Here is a 20,237-nt window from a genome sequence, read left to right on the forward strand (position 1 = left end):
GCAACGGGAAGGTCACCAACGGCCACTTTGACTACCGGCCAGCGGCTTGGGCCTCAGCTCAGTAAGTTAGCCGCAGAAGCCGCTTCGAGCCGAGATTCGGCCGGCGCCGGGGCGGGTGCCGGGGTGAACTCGCCCGAACGCTGCAGCAGCCGGACGAAGTCCGCGATGCTCAGCGTCTCGCCACGACGGGCCGGATCGATACTGGCCGCCAGCAGACGCTCGGCGGACTCGTTTCCGGAACCTGCCCACTCGGCGAAGGCGTTGCGGGAGGTCTTGCGGCGCTGCGCGAAACCGATGTCGATCAGCTCGAAGACCTGCTCACGGAAGGCGGCGTCGGTGGGCCACGGCGAATTCTCGTAGCGGTCGATACGCACCAGACCGGAGTACACCCGCGGGATCGGCCAGAACACCGTCGGCGAGACCATTCCGTAGCGGCGCACCTCGCCGTAGAAACGGACCTTCGCGCTCGGCACGCCGTAGTCCTTGCCCCCGGGCTCGGCGGCGAGCCGCTCGGCGACCTCGGCCTGCACCATCACCATGACGGTCTTGATGGACGGGAACTCGGCCATCAGATGCAGCAGCGCGGGGACTGCGATGTTGTAGGGCAGATTGGCGACCAGTGCGGTCGGCTGCTCTTCGAGATCACCGGACTTCAACGTGAGGATGTCGCGATTGAGCACCGTCAGCCGACCGATCTCGCTGTGCGAGTGGTTGGCGATCGTCTTGGGCAGCTGCCTGGCGAGCACGGGATCGATCTCGACCGCGGTCACGCGGGCGCCGCGGTCCAGCAGACCGAGGGTCAGCGAACCGAGGCCGGGACCGACCTCGACGACACAGTCCTGCCGGTGAATCCCGGATGCGGACACGATTCGGCGTACGGTGTTGGCATCGTGCACGAAGTTCTGCCCGAATGCCTTCCTGGGACGGAAGTCGATCTCCCGTGCCAGATGCCTGATCTCGGTACGCCCGAGGAGCCGGATGGTCATCTTGACCCCAATCTCGCGCTACATGTCGGCCAGGCACCCCAACCCTGGCGCGCCCTCGTTACTTCAGCTATTGCGATCTGCTCTTCTCGAGTTGCCAGATCCGCGCGCTGAGCATAGCGCAAACCACCCTGTCGCTCCCAGGTGTTTTGATCAAATTGGACGCCACCGTAAAATCCGTTACCTGTGTTGATGGCCCAATTACCTCCGGATTCGCATCCGGCGAGGGCGTCCCAGACGTGGCCGTTGGACACCGGCGGCACCTCGGTGCCCGGTTTCGTCCCGACTCGCAGCACCGCTTCGCGCGCGGGATTGACGACGACATTGGCTACTGGCAGCCTGCCGGTCTCCTGTCCGTTGACGCGCGCGACAGCAAAGGTGACGTCCTGCAGGCCCGGGGTACCCGGGTCCTCGACGATCTGGCGGCTCTGATTCAGAGTGGGATCCTCGATCCGCTCGCTGGCCGGCGGCAGCGGGATCTGCTCGGTGATCTTCTCGATCCGCATCCTGGTCACATCGATGCGCATGCCGTCGACCACCGGTGACGTCGCCGCCGGCACCACGGTGTCGCGCTGTTGCAATGGCGCACCGGCGGCCTCCAACAGGCTCCCGACAGTGGGCGCAGCCAGCCGCACGGTCCTGAGGTTGCCGCCATCATTGATCTGCACGGTCTTGGCGCTCACCACCGGCAAAGACATGCCCGCCAACGGAACACGGCTGCCGCGCGAGGCCGCGGCGGGAGCGGTATCGGTCATCGACAGCTGGGCCAGCGCCTCCTGGACGGTGGCCGCGGTGGTCCAGACCTCGGTGCTTCCCTGCCCGTCCATCGAGATCTGCAGGGGCCTGCTGCGCCGCAGCACGATGGTGTCCGCATCGTGGACCTGGGCATCGGCCACCGGGAACAGATCGTCGCGGTCACCGACGGTGAAACCGTTCTCTTCGACGACGTCGATGACCCGGTTCTTCATGGTCGCGACGGTGATCGGCGCGCCGTCCACACTCAGGGTCACGGTCTTGTGGGAGGCCACCGCCACACCCCCGGCAAACACCAGGGTGAGCAGCAGCGCACCGACCAGAAGGTGTAGCGCGGGCGAGCGCGTTTCATGCAGTTTGTTCAGAACGTTCAATGCTGTGTTTCCCGACTAGTTGAGCGCGGCATCTGCGTCAGCCCAACCGGCCCACCGCGTTCGATAACAGGACGGTAACGAAGTTACGTCAACCGCGCCAACTCGTGAGGGTACCGAAGCCGTAGGTCCGGACCGCATTCTCGAAGGTCGCGCGGGCCAGCTCGGCGGCCGGCCGGTCCAGGATGTCGGCCAGCGCGCGCACCGTGTACGGCAGACAGTAGGACTCATTGGGCGCCCCGCGGTACGGGTGCGGGGTCAGGAAGGGGGCGTCGGTCTCCACGAGAAGCAGCTCCTGGGGGATGACGGCGGCAGCGTCGCGCAGGGCGTGGGCATTGCGGAAGCTCACCGTCCCGGACAGGCTCATCAGCCAGCCGTTGCGGGCACAGGTGCGGGCCATCTGGGCGTCGGAGGAGAAACAGTGGAAGATCACCGTCTCGGGAGCGCCCTCGGCGGCCAGCACGTCGAGCACCTCGGCGTCACCGTCGCGGTTGTGGATCATCAACGGCTTGCCGGTCCGCTTGGCCAGGTCGATATGCCAGGCGAAGGCCTCCCGCTGCTGATCCGGGGTTGCGCAGCCGTCGAGGCGGCCAGGCCAGTACATGTCGATACCGGTCTCCCCCACCGCCACCACCCGCGGATGCGCGGCCAGCACCGCCAACTCGGCCCTGGCGGCGTCGTCGAGGGTGTGCGCCCGGGTCGGATGCAACGCCACGGCGGCGTACACCCGTGGGTCCCAGTCGGCGGCCCCGGCCGCCCAGCGGGCCGCGTCGAGGTCGTCGGCGATGGTGACGACGGCCTGGACACCGACCGCACCGGCGCGGTCCAGGATCGCGGTCACGTCCTGCGCGGTCTGTGCACCGCAGGCGTCGAGGTGGGTGTGTGCGTCGATCAGCGGGGCCAGCGGCTCGGGGGCGGGCGGCTTCTCTCTCTTCGCGCTCACCACAGACACCTTAAGGTGATAGCCAAATGACTACGTCCTTCCCCGGCGCGGGGACGCGCACCCCAGGCGCCCCTTTCTACATCACCACTGCCATCGCCTACCCCAACGGCGATCCGCACATCGGGCACGCCTACGAGTACATCGCCACCGACGCCATCGCCCGGTTCAAGCGTCTCGACGGTTACGACGTGCGCTACCTCACCGGTACCGATGTGCACGGCCTGAAGATGGCCGAGACGGCCGCCAAGCTCGGCATCACCGCCGCCGAGCTGGCCACCCGCAACTCCGATGTCTTCGAGCGCATGCAGGAACGCCTCGGCGCCTCCTACGACCGCTTCATCCGGACCTCCGATGCCGACCACTACGAGGCCTCCCGAGAGATCTGGCGCCGGATGAACGAGGCGGGCGACATCTACCTCGGCAGCTACCAGGGCTGGTACTCGGTGCGCGACGAGCGCTTCTTCGCCGAGGACGAGACCGAGGTGGCCGAGGACGGCACGCGCACCGCCATCGAGACCGGTACCGAGGTCACCTGGACCGAGGAGCAGACCTACTTCTTCCGGCTGTCGGCCTACACCGATCGACTGCTGGCGCTCTACGCCGAGCACCCCGAGTTCATCGGACCCGATGTGCGCCGCAACGAGATCGTCAGCTTCGTCTCCGGCGGGCTGCGCGACCTGTCGATCTCGCGCACCACCTTCGACTGGGGCGTCCCGGTGCCCGATCACCCCGACCACGTCATGTACGTCTGGGTGGATGCGCTGACGAATTACCTCACCGGGGTCGGCTTCCCGGACACCGCGTCCGAGGCGTTCGAGAAGTACTGGCCCGCCGATCTACACATGATCGGCAAGGACATCATCCGGTTCCACACCGTCTACTGGCCCGCGTTCCTGATGTCGGCCGGGCTGGCGCTGCCGAAGCGGATATTCGCCCACGGGTTCATCAACGTCAAGGGCGAGAAGATGAGCAAGTCACTGGGCAATGTGGTCGATCCCCTGGTGCTCGTCGACGAGTTCGGGGTGGACGCGGTGCGTTATTTCTTCCTGCGCGAGGTGCCCTTCGGCCAGGACGGCAGCTACAGCGAAGAGGCGATCATCGGCCGGATCAACGCCGATCTAGCCAACGAACTGGGCAACCTGGCACAGCGGTCGCTGTCGATGGTGAACAAGAACCTCGACGGCGTGGTTCCCGTCCCCGGGGCGTTCACCGCCGAGGACAACGAACTGCTGGCCGCCGCCGATGCGCTGCTGGGCCGGGTGCGCGAGTGCTATGACCAGCAGGCCATGCATCTGGCGCTGGACGCCATCTGGTCGGTCCTCGGCGCGGCCAACCGCTACTTCTCGGCACAGGAACCGTGGGTGCTGCGCAAGACCGAAACCCCGGAAGCGCAGCAGCGTTTCGGCACGGTGCTCTACACCACGCTGGAGACCGTGCGCATCGCCACCCTGCTGACCCAGCCGGTGATGCCGACCGCGACCGCCAAACTGCTCGACCTGCTCGGCCAGCCGGCCGAGGCACGCGATTTCGGTGCGATCGGCGCCCGGCTCACCCCGGGTGTCACGTTGCCCAAACCCGAAGGCGTGTTCCCCCGCTATCAGACGGATGTGTGATGACCAGCCTGCACGAGAAGCTCCACGACATCTATGACGAAGTGGCCCAGCGCAATCCGGGCGAGACGGAATTTCACCAGGCCGTCTACGAGGTGCTCACCAGTCTCGGACCGGTGGTCGCCAAGCATCCGGAGTACGCCGACAACGCGGTGATCCGCCGGCTCTGCGAGCCGGAGCGCCAGATCATCTTCCGGGTGCCGTGGGTCGACGATTCCGGTGCCGTGCAGATCAACCGGGGATTCCGGGTCGAGTTCAACTCCGCCCTGGGCCCCTACAAGGGCGGGCTGCGGTTCCACCCGTCGGTGTATCTGGGCATCGTGAAATTCCTCGGCTTCGAACAGATCTTCAAGAACTCGTTGACCGGTCTGCCGATCGGCGGCGGCAAGGGCGGGTCCGATTTCGACCCGAAAGGTCGCTCGCCCCAGGAGGTCATGCGGTTCTGTCAGTCGTTCATGACCGAGCTCTACCGCCACATCGGTGAATACACCGATGTGCCCGCCGGTGATATCGGCGTCGGCACCCGCGAGATCGGTTATCTGTTCGGCCAGTACAAGCGGATCACCAACCGGTGGGAGGCCGGCGTGTTCACCGGAAAGGGCCTGACGTGGGGCGGCTCCCAGGTCCGCACCGAGGCCACCGGATACGGGACGGTGTTCTTCGTCGACGAGATCCTGCGAGCCGCCGGCGATTCATTCGACGGTAAGCGGGTCGTGGTGTCGGGGTCGGGCAACGTGGCCGTCTACGCCATCGAGAAGGTGCAGTCCCTCGGCGGAATCGTGGTGGCCTGTTCGGATTCCGGCGGCTACATCGTCGACGACGCGGGCATCGACCTCGATCTGGTCAAGGAGATCAAGGAGGTGCGCCGCGGCAGGATCGACGAGTACCCCGACGCCCGCGGCAATGGCGCGCACTTCGTGGCGAAGCGGAGCGTGTGGGAGGTGCCCTGCGATATCGCCATGCCATGCGCCACCCAGAACGAGTTGACCGGCACCGACGCCGGCGCCCTCATCGAATCGGGGTGCCGCATCGTCGCCGAGGGCGCCAACATGCCGTGCACCCCCGATGCCGTCAAGTATTTCAGCGAGGCGGGGGTGACGTTCGCTCCCGGCAAGGCCGCCAACGCCGGTGGGGTGGCGACCAGCGCTCTGGAGATGCAGCAGAATGCGTCACGCGATTCCTGGACGTTCGAGGAGACCGAGGCGCGACTGGCCGAGATCATGGGTCGCATCCACCACACCTGCCTCACCACGGCCGACGAATACGGACAGCCCGGCAACTACGCGGCCGGCGCCAATATCGCCGGATTCATCAGGGTGGCCGATGCGATGGCGGCGCTGGGCCTGGTCTAATCGCGCGGCCGGTCGAGCAACGGACCGAGCCGGTAATCCACCAGCCGCCGCATGACCAACCCGGTGGTGGTCTTCTCGACGCCGTCGATATCGAGGATCTGCCCGGCGAGCCGATAGAGGTCGTCGGCGTCACGGGCGACCAGTTGTACCAGCAGGTCGGTGACGCCGCTGAGACCATGCACCTCGAGCACTTCGGGGATGTCGGCAAGAGCGTCGCCGATGGCCCGTAATCGGCGTTGGGTGACCGTCACCATGATGAACGCGGTCAACGGATATCCCAGTGCCGCCGGATCGATCCGCCGCTCGAATGACTGCAGCACGCCGTCGGTCTCGAGGCGCACCAGCCGCGAGTGCACGGTGTTTCTGGCCAATCCGGTGGCCTCCGCCAAGGCGACCGTGGTGGCCCGCGGCTCACGGACGAGCGCGCGCAGGATCCGCATGTCGACATCGTCGACGACCCGGCCGGGATTGGTCATCATGCGCAGCTCCACTCCTCGCCGTCATCCCCGGAAACGCAGAGTGCTCAATCCGGGGTGACCTTGTTGACCCAAATTACAACAGGTGCTGCACTGGATGAACTATCTGCGCAAATCAACCGTGAGTAGGTCCCTGTGAACACCACTGCCGCCGATACCGACGGAGACCTCGGCACCGCCGATGCACTGGAGCGCGTCGCCGAACGCGTGCTGTGGCTGTCCACCTCGATCGTGCACCACGCCAATCGCGTCAGGCCGAACGTCTCGGGACTCAAGGTCGGTGGGCATCAGGCCTCCAGCGCGTCGATGGTCGCGATCATGACGTCGCTGTGGTTTCGGCAGCTGCAATCCGGTGACCGGGTCTCGGTCAAACCCCATGCCTCGCCGGTGCTGCACAGCATCAACTACCTGCTCGGCGAACTGGACGAGAAGTATCTGACCACCTTGCGCGAGTTCGGGGGTCTGCAGTCCTACCCGAGCCGGTCCAAAGATCCTGACCCGGTGGACTATTCGACCGGATCCGTCGGTATCGGAGCCACCGCGCCGATCTGGGGGGCGATGGCGCGCCGCTATGTGAACACCCATCTGGGCGCCGGTGGCACCGGACGCCAGTACTCCCTGGTCGGCGATGCCGAACTGGACGAAGGTGCGGTCTGGGAAGCGATCCTCGATCCGGGTATCGCCGAACTGGGCGAGGTGGTCTGGATCGTCGACATGAACCGTCAATCGCTGGACCGGGTCGTGCCCAATATCGCCGCGCGCCGACTGGAAACCATGTTCGCCGCGGCCGGTTGGCAGGTCCTCACGATCAATTTCGGTCGCCTGCTGCAATCGCTGTTCACCCGGCCCGGCGGAGAGGCGCTGCGCCACCGTATCGTCACGATGGAGAACCCGGAATACCAGCGGTTGCTGCGCTGCGATGCGCACGAGATCCGGCAACGCCTACCCGGCGACGGTCCGTCGGCCGCCGAGATCGCGATACTGCTGGACACCCTCGACGACACCACCCTGACCGCGGCGATCCGCAACCTCGGCGGTCACGACCTCACCACGCTGGCCGAGGCGTACCGGCAGATCGACGACACGCGGCCCACGGTCATCCTGGCGTACACCATCAAGGGTTACGGCCTTCCGACAGAAGGACATCCGCAGAACCACTCGGCGCTGTTGAGCAATGACGAATACGCATCGCTGGCAGCGCGACTCGATATGGACGTCGCCGACCCATGGCGCCGATTCGACGCGGACAGCGCGATGGGCAGATTGTGCGTCGAGACCGCGGCCCGCCTGCGGCGGAATCCCACGCCGTCCGCACCCATGCCGGACATTCCCACCGATATCGGCCGTACCCCGAAGGGCACCTCGACCACTCAAGCCGCGCTGGGACGCCTACTGCTGGATCTGACGCGAGAGGCGCCCGACGCGGCCAAGCGGGTCGTCACCGTCAGCCCGGATGTCAGCTCGACCACCAACCTGGCGGGCTGGGTCAACAAGGTCGGGGTGTGGTCATCCGACGAGCGGCGCAACTGGTTCGCCGACGACGCCCAGACCCTGATGCACTGGAACGAACGGCCCAGCGGACAACACATGGAGCTCGGTATCGCCGAGACCAACCTGGTCGGGCTGATCGGGGAACTGGGTGCCACCTGGAGCCGATGGGGCGAGCCGCTGTTCCCGATCGGCGTGCTGTACGACCCGTTCGTCGAGCGGGCCCTGGAACCCTGGTCGTTCGGCATCTACGCCGGCGGCCAGTCCATCCTGGTCGGCACCCCGTCGGGGGTGAGCCTGGCCGCCGAGGGCGGTGCGCACCAGTCCATCAAGACGCCATCGATCGGCCTGGAGCAGCCCGGCTGCATCAGCTACGAACCGGCTTTCGCGATCGACGTCGAATGGACCCTGTTGGCCAGCATGGCGCGACTGGGCCGCCCGGACGGATCCTCGGCGTACCTGCGGCTGTCGACCCGGCCGGTGGACCAGACGCTCGCCGACGTGCCGACGGATCCGGCCGCGCGCGAGCGACGCCGCCGACAGGTGGTCGCGGGCGGCTACCCGCTGCGTCGATCACCGGCAACGGAGGTGAAGGTGACCATCGCCACCATGGGCACCATGGTCACCGAGGCGCTCGCCGCGGCAGATCGATTGGACCAGGTCGGCATCCCCGCCGACGTGGTGTGCGTGACCAGCCCGGGCTTGCTGTTCGAGGCGTGGCAGGCGCAGCAGGGCAGGCGCTCGGCGGACACCTGGATTCTCGATCAGCTGTTCCCCACCGACCGGCCGACCCCGATGGTGACCGTGCTCGACGGGCACCCGCACACCCTGGCGTTCCTGGCCAGCATCCGACAGGTCCGGTTGACCGCGCTGGGGGTGTCCGGCTTCGGGCAGGCCGGCGATCTGCCGGACGTCTACCGCTATCACGGCATCGATGCCGACAGCATCGTCAGAGCGGCCCTCGACATCACCAACTGACTCGTTACCTCGATGATGCAGGCCATGAGAACGGCTCCCCCACAGCCGTTCCGAACGACCAGCGGAAGCAAGAGCGTGATCTGCGTCACGTAGTGTCACATTGTCGGGCGCACCGGTGTCTTGAGGGCATCACTGGCCCACACAAGGAGACATCATGACCGAGACCGTGGCTCGCATCGTCGTCATCGGCGGTGGATACGCCGGCGCACTGGCCGCCAACCATCTACTCCAACGCGATGACCTGGAGATCACCCTGGTCAACGCCCGCCCGCAGTTCGTCGAGCGGATCCGGCTGCACCAGCTGGCGATCGGCAACGACGACGCCGTCGCCGATTACGCCGAATTGCTCGGGGCGCGTGTGCGACTGGTCGTCGACACGGCCAACCGGATCGATACCGCGGCCCGGCGCGTGGAGCTCGCCTCGGGTGCCGCACTGGACTATGACCATCTGATCTATGCCGTGGGCAGCACCGGGGGCGTCGCACCCGAATTCGCCTACCGAATGGGCGATTTGGAGGACGCACAACGCCTGGCCGGGCGCCTGCAGGAGCTACCGGCCGACGCGCCGATCGTCGTCGTGGGCGGCGGATTGACCGGTATCGAGGCCGCGGCGGAGTTCGCCGAAGCCGGCCGCGCGGTCACGCTGGTCGCCGGGGCGACACTCGGGCCCTCGCTGAGCGTTCCGGGTCGGCGGTCGGTGACCAGGCGACTGCGCAAGCTCGGAGTGACGGTCATCGAAGGGCCGACCGTCACCGCCGTCGGCGCACTGGACGTGACGCTGTCCGACGGGCACACTTTGCCCGCGGCCGCCACCGTCTGGACCGCCGGATTCGGGGTGCCCGCGCTGGCCGCCGCGAGCGGACTGCGCACCGACGCATTGGGCAGGTTGATCACCGACGAGACTCTGACCAGCGTCGACGATGACCGTATCGTCGCCGCCGGGGACGCGGCCGCGCCGTCCGGAGTGCCGCTGCGGATGAGCTGCCAGGCAGCGCTGCCATTGGGCGCCCAGGCCGCCAACACCGTGCTGGCCCGCATCGCCGGGACCGAGCCTGCCCCGATCAGCCAGGCCTTCACCGGCCAGTGCATCAGCCTGGGCCGCGCCGGGGGCACCATCCAGCTGGCGCGCACCGATGACACCCCGATCCGGTTGTACCTCGGCGGCCGGGCCGCGGCAGTGGTGAAGGAACAGGTCTGCAAGGGCACCCTGGCGTTCCTGCGCAAGGAGGCCCGCAAACCCGGCGCCTACTTCTGGCTCAAGAGCAGCAAGCGGGCCAAGGCGCTGCAGCTGGAGACGGCATGAGCGAAGCTTGCGAGCGAATCATCGGTACGGCACGCGGGAGCCGAGCCTGCGAGGCAACCGCGTGAGCACCGGTGAGCACGCCGAGCGCTTCACGGCACTGCGCCCATTGCTGTTCACCATTGCCTACGAAATTCTGGGCTCGGCAACGGAATCCGACGATGTCCTACAGGAGAGCTATCTGCGGTGGGCCGAGGTGGATCTGGACACCGTACGCGACACAAAGTCCTATCTGGCCCAGTTGGTGACCCGGCAGTCACTCAACGCGCTACGCGCACAGGCCCGCAGGCGCGAGGAGTATGTCGGGCCGTGGCTGCCCGAGCCGCTGCGGGTGCAGGACACCGATGCGAGCTCGGATGTCGTGCTGGCCGAATCGGTGTCGATGGCGATGATGGTGGTCCTGGAGACGCTGTCACCGGACGAGCGCGCCGTGTTCGTGCTGCGCGAGGTGTTCGGATTCGGCCACGACGAGATCGCCGCTGCGGTCGGCAAATCCGCGGCTACGGTCCGCCAACTGGCGCACCGGGCCCGGGAACACGTGCACGCCCGGCGCAGACGCTACGAGCCGGTCGACAGTGCGGTCAACGAGCAGCTGACCGCACAGTTCCTGCTCACCGCGGCCACCGGCGATATCGCCGGACTGGTCGAGATGCTGGCCCCCGATGTGGTGTGGACCGCCGACAGCGCAGGCAAGGTCAGCGCCGCCCGCCGGCCGGTGCACGGTGCGGACCGGGTGGCGCGGCTGATCATCGGCCTGTTCCGGATGTCCGGCGAGCAGGGCCGGGTCGAATACACCACCTACAACAACGCGCCCGCGCTCAACCTCTACCTGGGTGAGAGCTTCGAGGGCGTCATCACCGTCGAGTTCACCGCGGGCAAGATCTCGCACTTCTACGCCATGCGCAATCCGGACAAGCTCACCACCGCGGCCATCCCGAGAGCCATCGGCCGCTAGCTTCTGGAAAGCTGAACCGGTGCGCATCGACCGGCTCGGCAACCTCGGCAACGCCCCCGAGGTGTTGCGGTGGATCGCCGATGCGGCGGCGCGCCACGGAAAGGCGGCGCCGGCCGCGCTGATCGGTGACTGGTTCGGGTCACGTGCCGTGATCGCGCCCTCGCTGGCGGCCGAACCTGTCCCCGGGCTCTTCGATGCCTACCCCGGTACCTCGACGGCGGTCGGTGGCGGATGGTTCGGCTACCTGTCCTATCCCGACGGACCGGGGCGCCCGCGCATCCCCGAAACCGCGGGCGGTTGGACGGACTCGGTGCTGCGGCAGGACGCAGACGGCCAGTGGTGGCATGAAAGCCTGACCGACACAACACTTCCCGACTGGCTGTCCGGGATCGCGACGGCGCCCGCCCGGCCGTACCGGTTGGCGTGGAGTGCACCCGACCGCGACCGCCACCTCGCTGGTGTGACCGCCTGCCTGGACGCGATCGGCGCCGGCGAGGTCTATCAGGCCTGCGTGTGCACCCAGTTCCGCGGCAGGCTCACCGGGGACCCCCTGGACTTCTTCGTCGACGCCGTCACGCGTACCGCACCGGCGCGCGCGGCCTATATCGCGGGCAGTTGGGGGGCGGTGGCCTCGTTGTCGCCGGAGCTGTTCCTACGCCGCCGTGGCGAGGCGATCTCGTCGAGCCCCATCAAAGGCACACTGCCGCTGCATGAGTCGCCGGCGCTGCTGCGCGCCTCGGCCAAGGACGTCGCCGAGAACATCATGATCGTCGACCTGGTGCGCAACGACCTCGGCAGGCTCGCTGTCACCGGGTCGGTGTCGGTCCCGGAGCTGCTGCGGATCCGGCCCGCGCCCGGGGTGTGGCATCTGGTGTCCACCGTCGCCGCGCGCATCCCGGTCGCGACACCGATGTCAGCCGTGCTGGATGCGACATTCCCGCCGGCGTCGGTGACCGGCACACCCAAGGGCCGTGCCCGTGACCTGCTCAGCGACTGGGAGCAGCATCGTCGCGGAATTTACTGTGGCACAGTGGGCCTGGCTTCACCATCGGCGGGTACCGAGTTGAACGTGGCCATTCGCACAGTCGAATTCGACGCTGTCGGTAACGCGGTGCTCGGCGTCGGCGGCGGTATCACCGCCGATTCGGACCCGAGCGCCGAGTGGCAGGAGTGCCTGCACAAAGCGGCCTCCATCATCGCGCTGGGTCGGGGCGGCGAACTTCAGGACGGAGCCTGCAACTTGGACAGTGCGGTGACCCAGGCCGCGTTGCCGGAGAAGACGTAGAACGCGATCTCCCCGGCGGCGGTCTCGACGATCAGGTGCGTCTGACCGCCCACCGCCGAACCCTTGAACCCGGTCGCCTCCCGGACCCCGGTGATCTCGGCGACCGGAACCTCGATCGTCGTACCGGTCGGCGTCCGAAACACCAGCCGGCGCGCTGTCAACGCGATGAACCCGGCGTTCTTCACCGTCGGATAACCGGGCGCGGTGGCCCCACGGTAGGACCCCTTCTCCGGTCCACGCACCATGGGTTCACCGGCCAGCTCGGCGGCGAACTGTGCGGCGGCGGCCTCGCTGCGCCGCGGCAACCACCACAGCAGTGGGATGGCGATCAGCGCGCCGACCGCGACCAGGATCCCGACGACAAGCAACACCACGAACATCGTCGTACTCATACCGAACACCCCCGCAGGCTCAGTCGCGCGACTTCAACACCGCATCGTAGAGCTCACGCTTGGACGGTGCGCCCGGATTGGCGGCAATGACCTGGGCACATGCGTCCTTGACGCGCATCCCGTCGTCGACCAGATCGCCCACCTGAGCCACCAGGGTGTCCAGATCGGCCGTCGGCGTCGCCCCGGCCAGCACCACCGTGATCTCGCCGAGCACCCCGCCTGCGGCCCAGTCGGCCAATTCGGCCAGCGTCCCGCGCCGGATCTCTTCGTGGGTCTTGGTCAGCTCCCGGCACACCACGGCGCGCCGGTCACCGCCGAGGGTGTCGACGGCGTCGGTCAACGTGTCGGCCAGCCGTCGCGGTGACTCGAAGAAGACGCAGGTGCGCGCCTCGGCGGCCAGGCCGGTCAACCAGTTACGCCGGGCGACCTGCTTGCGCGGGGAGAACCCCTCGAAGCAGAACCGGTCGGCAGGCAGCCCGGACACCGCCAGCGCCGTCGTCACCGCCGAGGGACCCGGCAGACAGCTCACCGTCAGCCCGGCCTGCACGCAGGCGGTCACCAGCCGGTAGCCGGGATCGTTGATCAGCGGCATCCCGGCGTCGCTGATCAGCAGCACGGTGGCCCCGGCGGAAATCTCGTCGACCAGCATCGGCACCCGCGAGGCCTCGTTCTGGTCGAACAGGCTGAGCACCCGCCCGGCCGGTGTCACCTCCAGCGCCGAGGCCAGCGTCCGGGCACGCCGGGTGTCCTCGGCGGCGATGACATCCGCGGTGGCCATGGCGCGGACCAACCGCGCCGACGCATCGCCGGGCTGCCCCAGGGGAGTGGCCCCCAGCAGCAATCGACCGTCGGACTTTTCGGCGGGTGCGGGCGTAGCGAGCGGGGGTTGCACAACTGCAAAGCCTACGATCGTCGGTGATGACCGCTCCTGACACCGTGCAACCGGAGCGCGCCGCACCCATGATCAGTCCGGGACCGCTCGTCCCGGTTCCCGACTTCGGGCCCGTCGACCGGCTGCAGGGCTGGGTGATGACCGCGATCATCGGGGCGCTGGCCGCGCTGACCCGGTTCCTGAACCTAGGTTCGCCGACCGACGCCGGCACCCCGATCTTCGACGAGAAGCATTACGCGCCGCAGGCCTGGCAGATGCTGCACAACAATGGCATCGAGGACAACCCCGGTTACGGCCTGGTGGTGCACCCGCCGATGTCGAAGATGCTGATGGGCATCGGTGAATGGCTTTTCGGTTACACCGGGCTGGGCTGGCGGTTCAGCGGCGCGGTGTGCGGCGTCATCATCGTCATCCTGGTCGCGCGGATCGTCCGGCGGATCAGCCGGTCCACGCTGATCGGCGGGATCGCCGGGCTACTGATCATCGCCGACGGCGTCAGCTTCGTCTCGGCGCGTACCGCGCTGCTGGACGTGTATCTGGTGGTGTTCGTGGTCGCGGCGTTCGGGGCGGTGATCGTCGACCGGGATCAGGTCCGGGAGCGGATGCACATCGCCCTGTTGGAGGGCCGCATCACCGATACCCCGTGGGGACCGCGCCTGGGTGTGCGGTGGTGGCGGTTCGGGGCCGGCGTGCTGCTGGGGTTGGCATGCGCGACGAAATGGTCGGGGCTGTACTTCGTCGCCTTCTTCGGGTTGCTGACGCTGGCCTTCGATATCGCCGCGCGACGGCAGTACCGGGTGCAGCGGCCGTGGCTCGGTGCGGTACGCCGCGACGTCGGGCCGTCGCTGTACGCGTTGGTGCTCATTCCCTTCGCGGTGTACCTGGCCTCCTACGCCCGCTGGTTCGCCTCAGAGACCGGGGTGTACCGCCACGAGGTGGGCCGCACCATCGGAGAGGGCGGCTTCCTGCCCGATGCCATCCGCTCGCTCTGGTACTACACGGCCTCGGTGTACCGCTTCCATTCCGGGCTGACCAACGCCGCGGGCAACCATCACCCGTGGGAGTCCAAGCCGTGGACATGGCCGATGTCGCTGCGCCCGGTGCTCTACGCCATCGACCAGCAGAACGTGCCCGGCTGCGGCGCCGAGTCGTGTGTGAAGGCCGTGATGCTGGTCGGCACCCCGACCATGTGGTTCATCGCGGTGCCGGTGCTGCTGTGGGCGTGCTGGCGGACATTCGTGCGGATGGACTGGCGGTACGCCGCCGTGCTGGTCGGCTACTGCGCGGGCTTCCTGCCGTGGTTCCTGGCCATCGACCGGCAGATGTACTTCTTCTATGCCACCGCGATGGCGCCGTTCTTCGTGATGCTGATAGCGCTGATCCTGGGCGACATCTTGTATCAGCCGCGGCAAAACGCCGAAAGACGAACGCTGGGCGTGATCGCGGTGAGCTTCTACGTGGCGCTGGTGATCACGAACTTCGCCTGGCTGTACCCGATCCTGACCGGACTGCCGATCTCGCAGACGACCTGGCATATGCAGATCTGGTTGCCCAGCTGGCGGTGACGCAGGTCGCGTTGATCACAATCGCGTATTCCGACGTTGAATTTTGGACCCTCTCCGATTTGAGCTGGCTAGCTCAAATCGGCTAAAGCCAGCTTTCCAGAGACAGGTAAAGGTCGGCCTGGCGCCGCCGAAACTGCGTACGCAGATGAGTTGAGTGCTCGTCGACTACTTTGAGCACGATCGCTATTGGAATTTGCCTGCTTCAAGCAGCAGGCCCGGTCATCGCGCTCGCCTGTGCGCCCGTACCACGCTGCTGTCCGGCTCGCAACGAGGAGTTCATGACGGCTCCGTCGGGGATGTTGACCAAACTTAAGACATCGACGTGGATCGACGCTCCAATCTTGGCATGTGGGTAGCGGCGCAGCTGTTCGCCTGTGATTCAGTTTCATACGAGACAGGCCAGTGATGCGGCAACGGGTGAGCACCCGTGCTCCGTCGAGGCCGGCACACCAATGAGCCCGGCTGAGCTACTCCGAACCGATTTCCTCGCGTTATCGTGAGTCCATGTGATGGAGTAGGCCTGCGGTTGTGAGCGTCCCTAAGAATCACCGTAAGTCCGTCCGAGACTGTGTGCGCCATCACACTCGGTCGATTCGCGTTTCCCGGCCATAATCAATCAGCCTAAGTTATTGTTCGGCAGAATTGGCCATCCCGGGGGGCAGTGACTGTGTCTACTAGTGCCGTCTTTCTTGCGTCCACGCAGGATATCTATGAAAACTGCAAGTCGGAGACAATGCCTTGGAGTGTAATCACGTCGTCTCCACCGAATGCGGCGTTATGCGCCGTTCTTGCCGGTTTTATGATGACGGCGACCGCTTTTCTTCTCCGCCGGGAGAGCGCTCCTCAATCAGAACAGACTCCTGTGTCTTTCGAAGGCAAAACTAGCGGGATACAGACACACACCCTTGCACTGTTCGGTTCGGGCGTACTGGTACTCGGGCTCGACGCGTATCTATTCGGCAATATCGCATCATTAGCTCCTGTTGTGGGTAGTGACCGAAAAGTACCCGATGGGCGCGCATTCCCCTGCGCGTCAGCTTGGACTCAAGCAATGCCAGCTAGCAGCATGTTGGCAGTCGGCGGCTGCCTTATGATGGCCGGCCTGGCTTGGATGTTAACTCTCTACTTCTTCTCCACCGACACACCCAGTAAGGCAATAATCGCACTCCCAGGGTGCTTGGTCGGTATTGTTATCGCCACGTCATCATTACTTCTCATACGAACTGCCACACTCTACTTGAAGATTATGGATGAACAATTCAATATGCATACGCCCACTTTTATCATCGAGCCGCTGTCTTGGACGCTTTGGATATTACTCGTAGTATTCTTGATACTGCTCATTACATATAGATTTGGCGAATTATCACACGCAGCAGAAAAAGAAGGCCCACTGACTCTACAGCCACAGTTTGGCTCGCTTGCCACCGCCGCACTTTGTACCGCAGCACTAGCCGGGCTGGGACCGATATTCGCCAGCCTGGTAGGCGAGGAGCGCCTGTTAGTGCACGCCAACACTGGCGTACCCACCTTAGTCGCTGTATATATCGCTCTCGCCCTCGTAGTGCTACCGATAGTTCTGGTTATGGTGCCCATCGCTCTAGCAGTTCCAGCGGCAGCTAAGGGATCCCGCCATCGCCGCTCCAATGAACCGTCCACTGGAAACTCCGAGCCCACTACATAGGCTTACTACGAGACAATCTCGCTGTCGCTCGGAAACCCGCGCATCAGGGCCCTAGGTTTGGCCTAGAAATCTCGAACTTCTTTAGCGCCCCACCCCGACGAGCGTGCGCGTTCTCCGCCGCGAACCCGGCGTGTCGAGGTGCAGACACGCACGCTCGCCGGGAACGGGAGCTAGCGGATTGCGTCGTAGCGGCGCAGCGCCTCCTTGCGCTCGGCGCTGTGGTCGACCATCGGCTCGGGGTAGTCGTCGCTGCCGTACTCGGGCACCCAGCGCCGCACATACGCGCCGTCGGGGTCGAACTTCTTGCCCTGGGTGTCGGGGTTGAACACCCGGAAGTAGGGGGCGGCGTCGGTGCCGCAGCCGGCGGCCCACTGCCAGCCGTGCTGATTGCTGGCCATGTCCCCGTCGACCAGCTGCTCCAGGAACCAGCGCGCGCCCCACTGCCACGGCAGGTGCAGATCCTTCACCAGGAATGACGCGGTGATCATCCGGACCCGGTTGTGCATGAAGCCAGACTCGGCGAGCTGGCGCATCCCGGCATCGACGATCGGGAAACCGGTCTTACCAGCCTTCCAGGTCTCGAACCGCCGCGTGGCGTCCGCGTCCTCATCCACCGCGATGGCGTCGAAGGCCTTGTTCCAGTTCCACCAGACGCTGCGCGGCCAGGAATCCAGCACCGTGGCATAGAAGTCGCGGAAGGCCAGTTCCCGCAGATAGGCCTGCGGGCCCTCCCCCGACTTCAGATCGGCGGCCATGGTGCGCGGATGGATAGCGCCGAACTTCAGGTGCGCCGACATCCGGCTGACGCCCTCGATATCGGGGCGGTTGCGGTCATCGCCATAGTCGGCAATTTTGTTCCTGACGAACGATTTCCACGCCTTGCGTGCGGCGGTCTCCCCCGCCGGCAAGTCCAGCTCCGCAACCCCGTCGGGGATGTCGGTGGCCTTGGCGGCGCGCCCGACATCGCTCGGGTCGATCCACGTCGCGCTCTTCGGCCCGGTCTTGGCCGGTGCTCGCCAGCCGTGCTCGCGCCACGCGCGAAAGTACGGGGTGAAGACCTTGTAGGGGGTCCCGTCATCCTTGGTGACCCGCCCCGGGGAAACCAGATACGGCGAGCCGCTTTCCTCCAGCGGGATATCGCCGAGCGCGTCGCGCACCGCATCGTCCCGGCGCTTCCCGTAAGGCGAGAAATCACCGGAGACATGCACCGCCGAGGCGTCGATCGCCTTGGCCAGGGCGGGGATACGCTCCTCCGCGCGCCCCTCGGTGACCAGCAGCCTGCCATCGAGCTGGTCGTGGACATCGCGCAGCGCGTCGTAGAGGTACTGCAACCGGCGCGGGCCCGAACTGGCGTGCAGTCGCGGATCCAGCACGTAACAGGCCAGCACGTCGCCGTCTTCTTCAGTGGCGTCGAGCAGGGCGGGCAGATCGTGCAACCGCAGGTCGCGCCGGAACCACAGCAACGTAGGCATGCCCTTCATGCTGCCCCGTGCACGGTCGCGGCAAACCTCGCGCTACAGCGGATCACGTGCCGCCGGGCACGACATGCAGCGCGGCCCACCTCGGCCGGTGCCGAGCTCTGATGCCGCGATGGGCAACACCTCGATACCGGAGTCGGCGAGCCGGGTGTTGGTCTCGGTGTTGCGTTCGTAGGCCACCACCACACCGGGCGCCACGGCGAGGGTGTTGTTGCCGTCGTCCCACTGTTCGCGTTCGGCGGTCACGGGATCCAGCCCGGTGTCGATGACGCGCAGCTTGCCGATGCCCATCGCGTCGGCAGCGGCCTCGACGAACGGAGCTGCCCGGTCGATCTTCACACCGCCGGCATCGACCTTGTGAATGGTGAACGCGGACAACGAGTCCACGATGTTCGGATACATGACGACGGCATCGGCGTCGACCATGGTGCAGACGGTGTCCAGATGCATCTGGGCCCGTTCCTGCGCGATCGGCACGGCCAGAACGGTGTGCGCCAGATCATCGTCGAACAGGCTGCGGGCCAGGGCCTCGGCACCCGCCGGGGTGGTGCGCTCACCGACGCCGACGGCGACCACCCCCGGCGCCAGCAACAGCACGTCACCACCCTCGACCGGGGCCGATCGCGATTCGTAGGCCCGCCGTACGCCGAGGAAGCGCGGATGGTGGGCATAGATCAAGTCGGTCAGCGAGGTCTCGCGGACCCGCGCCGGCAACGCCAGCGAGGTGATCGCCACCCGCGGCCCGATCCAGAATGACGAGTCGCGGGTGAACAGCAGATTGGGCAGCGGGTCGATGACGAAGTCGCCGCCGTGGTGCATGCGACGCACCAGGGAGAACTCGGTGGAGGCGAACGGCAGTTCGTCGAAGGTCATGCCCGCCATCAGCACGTGCGCCAACGCGTCCGGTTCCAGGGTACGAAGATATGCCGAAAGCTCCTGGGCCAGCGGGATTCCCAGGCGTCGCGGGTCGACGGCGGCGGAGATGCCGTGCATCCGGGCGGCGCCGGAGGCCAGCGCCTGGGCCAGCAGATCGCCCAGCAGCAGAACCTCGACCCCGCGCGACGCGAGCAATGCCGCGAACGCGTCGTGCTCCTCCTGCGCCTTGGCGACCCAGGGCAGTCCGTCGAACAGAAGGGTGTCGTTGTTGCGCGGGGTGAGCCGCTGCAACTCCGCGCCGGGACGGTGCAGGATCACCGTCCGCAGCCTGCCGACCTCCGAATTGGATCCCAGCGGTATCGCTTCCACATTCAGAACGTTAACTCAACTATGGTTGAGGTGTATGGAGACACATGAGCTCACACCCGGTGAGATGGCCCTCCGCAGCGGGGTGGCCGTGTCTGCGCTGCACTTCTACGAGCGCGAAGGTCTCATCGTGTCGCGGCGCACATCGGGTAATCAGCGTCGCTACCGGCGCGAGACACTGCGCCGGGTGGCCTTCATCCGGATGTCGCAGCGCCTGGGCATCCCACTGGCCCGCATCCGCGACGCACTGGCCACCCTGCCCGAGGACCGGGTGCCCACCAGCAAGGACTGGGCGCGGTTGTCGGCGGGCTGGCGCGAGGACATCGACGCGCGGATCCTGCATCTGCAGCGGTTGCGCGACAATCTCGCCGGGTGCATCGGGTGCGGATGCCTGAGCCTGAAGGCGTGCCGGCTGGCCAACCCAGACGACGTGCTGGCAGATCAGGGGCCCGGCGCGGCCAACCTGTGATATCGAACGTCTGTGCGATAG

The 20,237-nt window shown here is 66.5% G+C and carries 16 protein-coding genes; 8 read left to right on the forward strand and 8 right to left on the reverse strand.

The features are described 5' to 3' along the window. Positions 1–53 precede the first annotated feature (53 nt). From rsmA to PGN27_RS09135, 3 genes are all read right to left on the reverse strand, one after another. Positions 54–986: a 16S rRNA (adenine(1518)-N(6)/adenine(1519)-N(6))-dimethyltransferase RsmA gene (rsmA, locus tag PGN27_RS09125; protein WP_335325841.1), complete on the reverse strand. Its 933-nt coding sequence runs from the start codon at positions 984–986 to the stop codon at positions 54–56. Beyond that, a complete protein-coding gene (locus PGN27_RS09130) occupies positions 983–2,110 on the reverse strand; it encodes a resuscitation-promoting factor (protein WP_335325842.1) in 1,128 nt (375 codons plus the stop codon). Before PGN27_RS09130 ends, rsmA begins: the two co-directional genes overlap by 4 nt. A gap of 88 nt (positions 2,111–2,198) precedes the next feature. Beyond that, on the reverse strand, positions 2,199–3,050 hold the full coding sequence (locus PGN27_RS09135) for a TatD family hydrolase (RefSeq protein WP_335325843.1): 852 nt from the start codon (positions 3,048–3,050) through the stop codon (positions 2,199–2,201). A gap of 26 nt (positions 3,051–3,076) precedes the next feature. On the opposite strand from PGN27_RS09135, the gene metG reads away from it, so the two are divergent. Further along, positions 3,077–4,663: a methionine--tRNA ligase gene (metG, locus tag PGN27_RS09140; protein WP_335325844.1), complete on the forward strand. Its 1,587-nt coding sequence runs from the start codon at positions 3,077–3,079 to the stop codon at positions 4,661–4,663. After that, a complete protein-coding gene (gene gdhA, locus PGN27_RS09145; protein ID WP_335325845.1) occupies positions 4,663–6,012 on the forward strand; it encodes an NADP-specific glutamate dehydrogenase in 1,350 nt (449 codons plus the stop codon). The genes metG and gdhA overlap by 1 nt, the downstream gene beginning before the upstream one ends. Here the strand turns inward: gdhA and PGN27_RS09150 are convergent. Beyond that, the gene (locus PGN27_RS09150) at positions 6,009–6,491 is read right to left on the reverse strand and encodes an Lrp/AsnC family transcriptional regulator (RefSeq protein ID WP_335325846.1); all 483 of its coding nucleotides are present in this window, start codon (positions 6,489–6,491) and stop codon (positions 6,009–6,011) included. The genes gdhA and PGN27_RS09150 overlap by 4 nt on opposite strands. 132 nt (positions 6,492–6,623) lie before the next feature. Between PGN27_RS09150 and PGN27_RS09155 the strand changes: the two genes are divergently transcribed. The 4 genes from PGN27_RS09155 to PGN27_RS09170 all read left to right on the forward strand — a co-directional run bounded on the left by PGN27_RS09155 (position 6,624) and on the right by PGN27_RS09170 (position 12,494). Further along, the gene (locus PGN27_RS09155) at positions 6,624–8,954 is read left to right on the forward strand and encodes a thiamine pyrophosphate-binding protein (protein WP_335325847.1); all 2,331 of its coding nucleotides are present in this window, start codon (positions 6,624–6,626) and stop codon (positions 8,952–8,954) included. Between the two features lie 154 nt (positions 8,955–9,108). Then, entirely contained in the window at positions 9,109–10,257 is a 1,149-nt protein-coding gene (locus tag PGN27_RS09160) for an NAD(P)/FAD-dependent oxidoreductase (RefSeq protein WP_335325848.1), read from the forward strand. A gap of 61 nt (positions 10,258–10,318) precedes the next feature. Next, entirely contained in the window at positions 10,319–11,209 is an 891-nt protein-coding gene (locus tag PGN27_RS09165; protein WP_335325849.1) for an RNA polymerase sigma-70 factor, read from the forward strand. Positions 11,210–11,228: 19 nt separating this feature from the next. Continuing rightward, positions 11,229–12,494 (forward strand): aminodeoxychorismate synthase component I, encoded by a 1,266-nt coding sequence (locus PGN27_RS09170; RefSeq protein ID WP_335325850.1) that lies wholly within the window; start codon positions 11,229–11,231, stop codon positions 12,492–12,494. Here PGN27_RS09170 and PGN27_RS09175 read toward each other — a convergent pair. Next, positions 12,431–12,886, reverse strand: coding sequence for a hypothetical protein (locus tag PGN27_RS09175; RefSeq protein ID WP_335325851.1), 456 nt, complete (start codon positions 12,884–12,886; stop codon positions 12,431–12,433). The two genes, PGN27_RS09170 and PGN27_RS09175, sit on opposite strands and share 64 nt — an antisense overlap. Before the next feature lie 19 nt (positions 12,887–12,905). Further along, entirely contained in the window at positions 12,906–13,778 is an 873-nt protein-coding gene (rsmI, locus tag PGN27_RS09180) for a 16S rRNA (cytidine(1402)-2'-O)-methyltransferase (protein WP_335325852.1), read from the reverse strand. Between the two features lie 26 nt (positions 13,779–13,804). On the opposite strand from rsmI, the gene PGN27_RS09185 reads away from it, so the two are divergent. Next, a complete protein-coding gene (locus PGN27_RS09185; RefSeq protein ID WP_335325853.1) occupies positions 13,805–15,343 on the forward strand; it encodes a dolichyl-phosphate-mannose--protein mannosyltransferase in 1,539 nt (512 codons plus the stop codon). A 1,854-nt stretch (positions 15,344–17,197) separates the two neighbouring features. Here the strand turns inward: PGN27_RS09185 and PGN27_RS09195 are convergent. Both PGN27_RS09195 and arcA read right to left on the reverse strand, forming a co-directional pair. Next, entirely contained in the window at positions 17,198–18,499 is a 1,302-nt protein-coding gene (locus tag PGN27_RS09195) for a cryptochrome/photolyase family protein (RefSeq protein ID WP_335325854.1), read from the reverse strand. A 42-nt stretch (positions 18,500–18,541) separates the two neighbouring features. Then, positions 18,542–19,741 (reverse strand): arginine deiminase, encoded by a 1,200-nt coding sequence (gene arcA / locus PGN27_RS09200; protein ID WP_335328679.1) that lies wholly within the window; start codon positions 19,739–19,741, stop codon positions 18,542–18,544. Positions 19,742–19,784: 43 nt separating this feature from the next. Between arcA and soxR the strand changes: the two genes are divergently transcribed. Then, positions 19,785–20,216: a redox-sensitive transcriptional activator SoxR gene (gene soxR / locus PGN27_RS09205; protein ID WP_335325855.1), complete on the forward strand. Its 432-nt coding sequence runs from the start codon at positions 19,785–19,787 to the stop codon at positions 20,214–20,216. The last annotated feature ends 21 nt before the right edge of the window (positions 20,217–20,237 follow it).

The sequence above is a fragment of the Mycolicibacterium neoaurum genome (assembly GCF_036946495.1).
Taxonomy (GTDB): domain Bacteria; phylum Actinomycetota; class Actinomycetes; order Mycobacteriales; family Mycobacteriaceae; genus Mycobacterium; species Mycobacterium neoaurum_B.